This window comes from Streptomyces sp. MZ04 (assembly GCF_004684775.1).
In the GTDB taxonomy this organism is placed as follows: domain Bacteria; phylum Actinomycetota; class Actinomycetes; order Streptomycetales; family Streptomycetaceae; genus Streptomyces.
In genome coordinates this window covers 1-8,749 of sequence record NZ_SRIC01000324.1, presented here as the reverse complement: position 1 = coordinate 8,749, position 8,749 = coordinate 1, and the positions used below count along the sequence as shown (strand labels likewise).

Genomic DNA, 8,749 nt, shown 5'->3' with positions numbered 1-8,749 from the left:
GGGGAGTGACGCGTCATATTGCGTGCGCGGGGGCGGGTTCAGTATTTGGGGCCTACGTGGGTGTCCATGAGGGCTACGGAGGCTTTGCGGGCGATGGAGATGGTGTCGGCGGCACGGCTTTGGTGCAGGGACTTCCACTCGACGCCCAGGCGATCGAGGGTGTCCGTGAAGAGGCGGATGATGTCGGTCGACGTATTCGTGAAGAAGTACCGGGGGTACTCGTAGCGCTTGCGCTCACCGCCGACTAGGCGGGTCGTCCAGTTGGTGATGCGGCAGCCGTCGGAGTGGATGAGGCCGCGGATGAACTCCCAGGGGTGGGAGTCGACGATCTCCTGTTGCCAGGGTTCGAGGGCGATGGTGCGGTTGTGTTTCTTTCCGGGGCCGTGCTGGGGGAAGAGGCAAGGCCAGTGTTTGCTCCAGGAGGTGACGTACTGACAGCCCTCACTCTGTACGCGGCAGACCTTGTTGTCCGGGCGTGCGGCGCGCACGGCATCGGCACAGGCGTCTATGAGGCCGGGCCAGTCGTCGGCGCATGCAATCCGCAGAGAGGAGACGCCTCGCCGTTGGATGCTGATGCAGCCGTCTCCGAGGTAGAGGCCCAGTAGGTACGAGTAGGCGGCTGGGTCCTCTGGCTCACCTGGAGTATCGCGGCACCTTGGGCACGGTGCCGCTCGGTCCCAGCCGAGCGGGTCGATGCGGGATTGCCAAGACCGGATCGCCGCCCTGGAGACGCCGGTCTCCTTGCTTACGGAGTTCAGGCTGCGGCCCTGAGCGACCAGAGCGAGTGCCCGTTTGCGTGTGCCCATGTCGTACATGTGAGGCACTCTGCTCGACGGAGAGGATCGGCATACAGCAAAAAGTGGATGTTCACGAGAACGGGAACATCCACTTACCGGTGACGGCCTTGGAATTGAAGGAAAAGTGCCCCGGGTCGGACTCGAACCGACACTGTATGGGTTTTGAATCCATCGTCTGCTGCCAATTGGACTACCGGGGCCCAGTGAATCGAAGGCTAACCTCGACCCGCTGCCCGACCACCATACCGCAGCTAGGTAGGCTCTTGGGAGCTGCACCCAGCCCGAACTAGGAGCCCCCGTGACTTCCCCCGAGTCGCCCCAGCCCGTAGCCGATGACGACGACAAGTCGCACGTGCCTCCGCTGACGACCCGTGTCGTCATCGCCGAGGACGAGGCTCTTATCCGGCTCGACCTCAAGGAAATGCTCGAGGAAGAGGGTTACACCGTCGTCGGCGAGGCCGGAGACGGCCAGAAAGCCGTCGAGCTGGCCCGGGAGCACAAGCCCGACCTGGTGATCCTGGACGTGAAGATGCCGGTGCTCGACGGCATCTCGGCGGCCGAGAAGATCGCCGAGGAGTCCATCGCCCCGGTCCTCATGCTCACCGCCTTCTCGCAGCGCGACCTCGTCGAGCGGGCCAGGGACGCGGGCGCGATGGCGTATCTCGTGAAGCCGTTCAGCAAGACCGACGTCGTCCCGGCGATCGAGATGGCCGTCTCGCGCTTCACGGAGCTGAAGACGCTGGAGAAGGAGGTCGCCGACCTCACCCTGCGTCTGGAGACCCGGAAGCTGGTGGATCGCGCGAAGTCGATCCTGCAGACCGAGTACGGCCTCACCGAGCCCGCCGCGTTCCGGTGGATCCAGAAGACGTCGATGGACCGCCGTCTTTCCATGCAGCAGGTCGCGGAGGCCGTCATCGAGGACGCCGAGGAGAAGAAGGCGTCCAAGGGGCAGTAGCCCCCGCCCAGCCCTTCATATGCCTACGAAGAAGGCCCGCACCCCGAAGCCGGGGTGCGGGCCTTCTTCGTACGCGAGGTGCTGCTCAGTCCTCGCCGAGGTACGCCTTGCGCACGGACTCGTCGTGCAGCAGGTCGTTCCCCGTGCCGGACAGGACGATCTTGCCGACTTCCATGACATGGCCGTGATCGGCGAGGGAGAGCGCCGCCTGGGCGTTCTGCTCGACGAGCAGGATGGTCGTGCCCTGGGACTTGAGCTCGGAGATCGTGGCCATGATCCGCTGCATCATGATCGGCGAAAGGCCCATGGAGGGTTCGTCGAGCATGAGCAGTTTCGGCTGGGACATCAGGGCGCGTCCCATGGCGAGCATTTGCTGCTCGCCGCCGGAGAGGGTGCCCGCGGCCTGCTTGCTGCGTTCGCCGAGAATGGGGAAGAGTTCGTAGGCGCGTTTGATGTCCTTTTCGATGCCCGCTTTGTCGCTGCGGAGATATGCGCCGAGCCGGAGATTGTTCTCGATGGTCATGCGCGGAAAGATGTGTCGCCCCTCGGGGGAGTGGGCGAGTCCGAGCGCGACGATCTGGTCGGCGCGGTATTTCCGCAGTGGTTTTCCGTTGAATCGGATGGTGCCGCCGACCGGCTTGAGGAGGCCGGAGAGCGTGCGCAGGGTGGTGGTCTTTCCCGCGCCGTTGGTGCCGATCAGGGTGACGACCTCGCCGGCTTCGACCTTGAAAGAGATGCCTTTGACGGCTTCGATCTTGCCGTAGGCGACTTTGAGGTCTTCGACTTCGAGCAGTGTGGTCATCAGTGGTTCTCCTCGTCGCCCGAGCCGCCGGTCTCGGTGCTGCCGGGGTCTCCTTCGAAGGGCTCGCCCAGGTAGGCGGCGATGACGCGGTCGTCCTGTTGGACGGTCTCGCTGTCACCTTCGACGAGTTTTTCGCCCTGGACGAGTACGGCGACGCGGTCGCACAGGTTGAAGATGAAGCGCATGTCGTGCTCGATGACGAGGACGGCGATGCCCATGTCCCGGATGGCGAGGACGAGTTCCTCGGTGGCGCGGGTCTCCTGCGGGTTCATGCCGGCGGTCGGTTCGTCGAGGAGGAGCAGGCCCGGCTCGCTGGCGAGCGCGCGGGCGATCTCCAGCTTGCGCTGTTCGCCGTAGGGCAGGTTGCGTGAGAGGTGCTCGGCCTTGTCGGCGAGGCCGACGAATTCCAGGAGTTCCATGGCGCGGGCTTTGGAGGCGGCTTCGGCCTTGTGGAAGCCGGGGCCGCGCAGGAGGGCCGACCAGAGGCCTTCCTTGGTACGGGTGTGGCGGCCGACGAGGACGTTCTCCAGGACCGTCATGTTGGCGAAGAGTCGGATGTTTTGGAAGGTGCGGGCCACGCCGGCCGCGGTGACCTTGAAGGACTTGCTGGGCAGGACCTTGCCTTTGTACCGGACTTCGCCCTCGCTGGGGATGTAGAGGCCGGTGAGGCAGTTGAAGAAGGTGGTCTTGCCCGCGCCGTTGGGGCCGATGAGGCCGACGATCTCGCCGCTGTTGACCTGGAGGTCGACGGAGCGTACGGCGGTGAGGCCGCCGAAGCGCATGGTGACGCCGCGAGCGTCCAGGACGGTCTCGCCGGCCGGCGAAGCGGCGGCGTTGTCCTTGTTGGTGGTGGTGTCGGTGGTCATGGCTCAGGCCCCTGTCTTGCTGAGGACTGTGGGAGGGGGCGTGTCGCCGGGGGCCAGTTCGGCCTGGTGGAACTCGAGCTGGCGGCGGCGGTTGGGGATCAGGCCCTCGGGGCGGAAGCGCATGAGGAGCGCGAGCGCGAGGCCGAAGGCGAAGAGCTGGTAGTCGCCGAGGAACGACAGCTTGCTCGGGATCAGGTAGAGCAGCGCCGCGCCGACGAGCGGTCCGCTGATGGTGCCCATGCCGCCGAGGACGACGGCGGCGAGCAGGAATGCGGAGTTCGGCGGGACCGTGTTGGCGAATTGGTACTGCTCGGGGGTGACGGTGTAGGTGACGTGCGCCTGCACTGTTCCCGCGAGTCCTGCGAGCGAGGCGCCGAGGGCGAAGGCGATCAGCTTCACGCGGAAGCCGTTGATGCCCATGGCGAGCGCCGCGGTCTCGTCCTCGCGGATGGCGACCCAGGCGCGGCCGATCCGGGAGTCGCCGCTGCGCCGGAAGACGAGGACGACGACGAGGGTGATGAGCAGCATCAGGAAGAAGTAGTTTGCGAAGCGGCCGATGGTGAAGCCGCCGAAGGTGTGCTCGATGCCGAGGTCGAAGCCGAGGATCTTGAGGTTCGGGATCGAGGAGATGCCGTTGGACCCGTTGGTGATGTCGGGGCCCGATGTGCCGTCGGAGTTCATGGCGACGAGCCGGAAGATCTCACCGAAGCCGAGCGTCACGATGGCGAGGTAGTCGCCGCGCAGCCGCAGTGTCGGGGCGCCGATGAGCACACCGAAGACCAGTGATGCGCCTGCGCCGACGAGGATGGCTCCCCAGAACGGGAGGTGCACGTCGAAGGGCGACGAGGGCGATCCCGACACCATGGATGCGGCGTACGCGCCGACGCCGAGGAAGGCGACGTATCCGAGGTCGAGGAGTCCCGCGAGGCCGACGACGATGTTCAGGCCGAGGGCCACGGTCGCGAAGATCAGGATGTAGACGCCGATGGTGGCGTATTGGTCGTCGCTCTGGGTGAAGGGGAAGGCCGCTGCGGCGGCGAACGCTCCGGCGAGTGTGACGTTGCGGTGTCGCCCGGTGTAGGTGGAGATCTGGGCGACGAGCCCCGCCTTGGAGAGTGCGGCGAAGCCGAATCCGACGGTGACGAGGAAGCCGATGAAGAGCTCGTCGTACTCGGTTCCGATGCCGTAGGTGAAGACCAGCAGGCCGACGGCGAGCGCCGCGATGATGATCAGGATCTCGACGTACGACGGGAGTTTGCGCGGCGTGGGGGGCGCTTCGGCGGCGAAGGCGCCCTTGAAGACGGTCGTCGCGTTGCGCATGCGGTGCTTGAACTGCTCGCTGCTGCTGTCTTCGGGGTCGACCGGGTAGGTGTGCGGCCGCTTGAAGGGCAGGCCGAGGGCGCCGATGAAGGCGCCGAGGGTCGCGATGCCGGCGATCCAGCCGCCGATTTCGAGGTTGGCGAGCCCGCCGAGCTGGTAGCTGATCGCGATGAGCGTGTACCAGGTGGTGGTGAAGGCGGCGAGCGCCGCGTACTTGAGCGCGGCGTCGGCTCCGCCGGGCGCGATGGCGCGTACGCCCTTGACGCCGTACGAGGCGAGGCCGAGGAGGGTGGTCAGGGCGCCGACGATGAGGATGAGCACCTGGAGGCCACCGGGGTAGCCGTAGACGGTGAGGTCGCCGGGGAACGCCGCGGTCCAGGTCCAGGCGAGGAACGCGGAGATGACGGTGAGGGCACCGCCGCCGGTGGCCATTGCGCGGGCGGTGCCCACGGGTATGGCGATGAGGCCGGTGGGGGTGTCGTCCTGCTTGGGGCTGGGCGCGTCGGCCGCGGTGGTCTGTGTGGTCATGGTTGTCACGCCCTGTCCGCGACGCGCTCGCCAAGGAGACCTTGTGGCCTGACGAGGAGTACGACGATGAGGAGTACGAAGGCCCAGACGTCGGCCCAGGACTGCCCGCCGAGCTGGCTCATGCCGGGGAGGTCGTTCATGTAGGCGGTGGCCATGGCTTCGGCGATGCCGAGGACGAGGCCGCCGAGCATGGCGCCGTAGATGTTGCCGATGCCGCCGAGTACGGCCGCGGTGAAGGCCTTGAGGCCCCAGAGGAAGCCCATGCGGAACTGGACCTCGCCGTATCGGAAGCCGTAGGCGACGGCGGCGATGCCGGCGAAGGCGGCGCCGATGGCGAAGGCGACGACGATGACGCGGTCGGTGTTGACACCCATCAGCTTGGCGGTGTCGGGGTCCTGCGCGGTGGCTTGCATGCCGCGTCCGACGCGGGTCTTCATCACGAACCAGCCGAGGGCGAACATGCAGATCGGTGCGGTGATCAGCAGGAAGATGTCGCCGGGCTGGATGGTGACGGAGCCCATGTGGATGGTGTCGCCGGGCATCTCGGGGAACGTGCGGGACGACTTCGCGTTGGGGTACCAGGCCCAGACGGCCTGTTGCAGGGCCAGCGAGAGGCCGATGGCGGTGATGAGGGGTGCGAGGCGGGGTGCGCCGCGCAGGGGGCGGTAGGCGAAGCGTTCGGCTCCGACCGCTATGAGGGTGGAGACGATCACGGCGCCTATGAGCATGAGTGGCAGGGCGAGCCACATGCTGGTGCCGCCCGGCAGCCAGAGCCACACGGTGAGGGCGCCGAAGCCGCCGACCATGAATATCTCGCCGTGGGCGAAGTTGATGAGCTGGACGATGCCATAGACCATTGTGTAGCCGATGGCGATCAGGCCGTACATGGATCCCAGTAGCAGGCCGTTGACCAGCTGTTGCGGCAGTTCGTGCACCGCAGGTCCTCCGAGTCTTTCGGTGCCGTGCGGCCTGCTTGCGGCGGCGGGGGGCCTACGCGGTGGCCGGACGGCTCAGGTGACGGATGCGACGCCGCGCGGGGCGCTGCTGAGGCAGCGCCCCGCGCGGTGGTGTCGTGGGCTGCGGGGAGGGTCAGCCGGTGTAGGTACCGGACTCGACGGGCTTCCAGCCCTTGGTCGGGTCCTCGGTGGACTTGACCTCGTACACGGTGAGTTGCTTGTTGGTGGCGTCGCCGTACTGGTCGAAGGAGACCTTGCCGGTCACGCCGTCGAAGGAGACGTTCTGCATGGCTTCGACGATCTTCTCGCGGGCGTTGTCGGGCAGCTTGCCGTCGTTGTCCTCGACGACCTTCTTGACCGCTTCGATGATCGCCCAGGCGGAGTCGTAGGAGTAGCCGCCGTAGGCCTCGTAGGCCTCCTTGTAGCCGGCCTTCTTGTAGTTCGCGATGAACTCCTTGGCGGACGGCAGTTTTTCGACGGGTTGGCCGACGGAGGTGGCGAAGTCGCCCTTGCCTTCCTTGCCGGCGAGCTTGACGAAGTCGGCGCTGTAGATGCCGTCACCGCCGGCCAGCGGGATGTTGGCCCCGGCCTTCTTCATCTGCTTGCTGAGCGGTCCTGCCGCGGGGTACTCGCCGCCGTAGTAGACGACGTCCGCGTCCGAGTTCTTGATCTTGGTGGCGACGGCGCCGAAGTCCTTGGTGTCCGGGTTCACGTGCTCGGTGCCGGCGACCTTGCCGCCGAGCTTGGTGAACTCGTCCTTGAAGGTGGCGGCGAGGCCGGCGCCGTAGGTCTTCTTGTCGTCGACGACGAAGACCTTCTTCTTCTTGGCCTTGTTGTACAGGTACTGCGCGGCGAACGGACCCTGGATCGCGTCGGTGGTCGCCGTACGGAAGTAGGCCTTGTACGGGCGGACCTTCTTGCCGCCGTTCCAGTCCTGGCCCTGGGTCATGGCCGGGTTGGTGTTGGCGGGGGAGACCTGGACGAGTTTCGCGTCGTCGAAGACCTTCTGCATCGACTCGCCGACGGAGGAGTTCAGGGGGCCGACGGCGCCGAGGATTTCCTTGTTGGCGACGAACTTCGTGGCGTTGGTCTGGCCGGAAGCGGGCTGCCCTTGGTCGTCTGCGGGTTGCACCTTGAAGGTGATGCCGTCGACGTACTTCTTCTCGTTGGCCTGCTTGGCGGCGAGATCCACGGAGTTGCGGATGCCGAGGCCCAGCGCGGACAGGTCACCGGTCAGCGGTGCGTCGACGCCGATGACGACGGTGGTACCGCCGCCCGCGGAGTCTCCCTTGTCCTTGTCGTCGCGTGAGCCACAGGCGGTGAGGGTGAGTGCCCCCGCGGTGAGTGCAGCGGTGATGGCTATGAGCGAACGTTGACGCACGATCAGTCCTTTCCCCTGGCACGGCCCTCCCCTGTTGGGTGGCCGAGTCGAGCGCGGAACCGAACTGAAGGGAATCCGGTGGGCGCGGTGACTGGCCGTGACTCTAAGGGCCGAATTGTTCCTGGTGGAGTGGTCAGGCCAAAGGTGTGACGCTCTTGTTATGCCAGGGAGGATTCGGGGCTGGAACTCAGGGGGTGGATGGGGCGGAATACGCCACCTTCGGCGCATCCCGCATGCTGAGACCTTGCAGGACTGTCAGGGTGTTTTACTCATGACATCAGTGTTCTGGGGGCATGCAGCTGTCAGGGCCCTGGAAAGATCTTTTGCGTACGTCGAGCCGAGGATGAAGCTCTGCGTCTGCTTTGCGCGCGCATTACGCAGTGTTACGGCGAGGAAAGGGAGACCGGCATTCCGTTGCACATTTCCACATTCGCGAATGTGCATGGTGATTCGTGCCGTCCGAGGGGTTCCCGTTTTCACCGTGAAGGGGGTACGGGGGGCGGCGGTGACCGAAAGGGCCGCCGACGGCTGGGCGATCCGCCTGACGGACACCGGTGGCCCCGAGTCCTGGCTGACGCGGACGGTGAAACTGAACGTGCGGTCGCCCGCCTGAGGGTGCGTCATGTCGCCCCGGTAGGCCACGGACACGGTCTGCGACGGGTAGAGCGGTGGCGGCGGTGCGGGGGGCCGGGGTCGGGTCAGGTAGAGGCTGAGTCCGGCGGCCCCGACGACCGCGGCCGCGGCGAGGGCCAGCGTGATGCGGCGGCGACGGGTGAGGAGCGGGCGGGCACGGACAGGGTGCGGGGAGCCCTGGACCTCCTGGGCGTCATAGGTGTCCTCCCCCGGCTCGATGGGGCCGATGGCGTTCACACCCACGGCCCGCCGCTCGGCTGCCCGTGGCGGTAGCGCCGTTCGCACCGCTCGCGGGCCTCCCGGGCGATCAACTTCCGTCCCGCGTCGGCTCCGTGGCGTTTGCGCTCGGCGCGGGCCAGGTCGAGGGTGTCCCGCAGGATCATGTACTGGCCGTTGGAGAGGCCCATCGACTGGTAGTCGCCGTACGTCTCATCGCCCGAGTCGTAGATCTGCCGGCCCCACTTGGTGATCAGGAGGGTGCAGAGGTCTTCGGGCGGTGTGGTGCTCGGGG

General features: G+C 66.5%; 8 protein-coding genes and 1 tRNA gene. 1 reads left to right on the top strand and 8 read right to left on the bottom strand.

The features are described 5' to 3' along the window. Positions 1–38: 38 nt before the first annotated feature. Both E2651_RS37715 and E2651_RS37710 read right to left on the bottom strand, forming a co-directional pair. Positions 39–815, bottom strand: coding sequence for a helix-turn-helix domain containing protein (locus E2651_RS37715; RefSeq protein WP_135335784.1), 777 nt, complete (start codon positions 813–815; stop codon positions 39–41). A 107-nt stretch (positions 816–922) separates the two neighbouring features. Beyond that, positions 923–997, bottom strand: a tRNA-Leu gene (locus tag E2651_RS37710). A 98-nt stretch (positions 998–1,095) separates the two neighbouring features. Here E2651_RS37710 and E2651_RS37705 point away from each other — a divergent pair. Further along, on the top strand, positions 1,096–1,752 hold the full coding sequence (locus E2651_RS37705; RefSeq protein WP_135335783.1) for a response regulator: 657 nt from the start codon (positions 1,096–1,098) through the stop codon (positions 1,750–1,752). A gap of 85 nt (positions 1,753–1,837) precedes the next feature. Here the strand turns inward: E2651_RS37705 and E2651_RS37700 are convergent, their stop codons facing one another. From E2651_RS37700 to E2651_RS44355, 6 genes are all read right to left on the bottom strand, one after another. Further along, positions 1,838–2,554 carry an ABC transporter ATP-binding protein gene (locus E2651_RS37700; protein WP_135335782.1) on the bottom strand — a complete coding sequence of 239 codons (717 nt, stop codon included), beginning with the start codon at positions 2,552–2,554 and terminating at the stop codon, positions 1,838–1,840. Then, positions 2,554–3,420: an ABC transporter ATP-binding protein gene (locus E2651_RS37695; RefSeq protein ID WP_135335781.1), complete on the bottom strand. Its 867-nt coding sequence runs from the start codon at positions 3,418–3,420 to the stop codon at positions 2,554–2,556. Before E2651_RS37695 ends, E2651_RS37700 begins: the two co-directional genes overlap by 1 nt. A 3-nt stretch (positions 3,421–3,423) precedes the next feature. Further along, entirely contained in the window at positions 3,424–5,268 is a 1,845-nt protein-coding gene (locus tag E2651_RS37690) for a branched-chain amino acid ABC transporter permease (protein WP_135335780.1), read from the bottom strand. Between the two features lie 5 nt (positions 5,269–5,273). After that, positions 5,274–6,203, bottom strand: coding sequence for a branched-chain amino acid ABC transporter permease (locus E2651_RS37685; RefSeq protein ID WP_135335779.1), 930 nt, complete (start codon positions 6,201–6,203; stop codon positions 5,274–5,276). A 154-nt stretch (positions 6,204–6,357) separates the two neighbouring features. Continuing rightward, positions 6,358–7,605 carry a branched-chain amino acid ABC transporter substrate-binding protein gene (locus tag E2651_RS37680; RefSeq protein ID WP_135335778.1) on the bottom strand — a complete coding sequence of 416 codons (1,248 nt, stop codon included), beginning with the start codon at positions 7,603–7,605 and terminating at the stop codon, positions 6,358–6,360. A gap of 866 nt (positions 7,606–8,471) precedes the next feature. Beyond that, positions 8,472–8,749: hypothetical protein (locus tag E2651_RS44355; RefSeq protein WP_167829014.1), on the bottom strand; the 278-nt coding region annotated here is incomplete at its 5' end.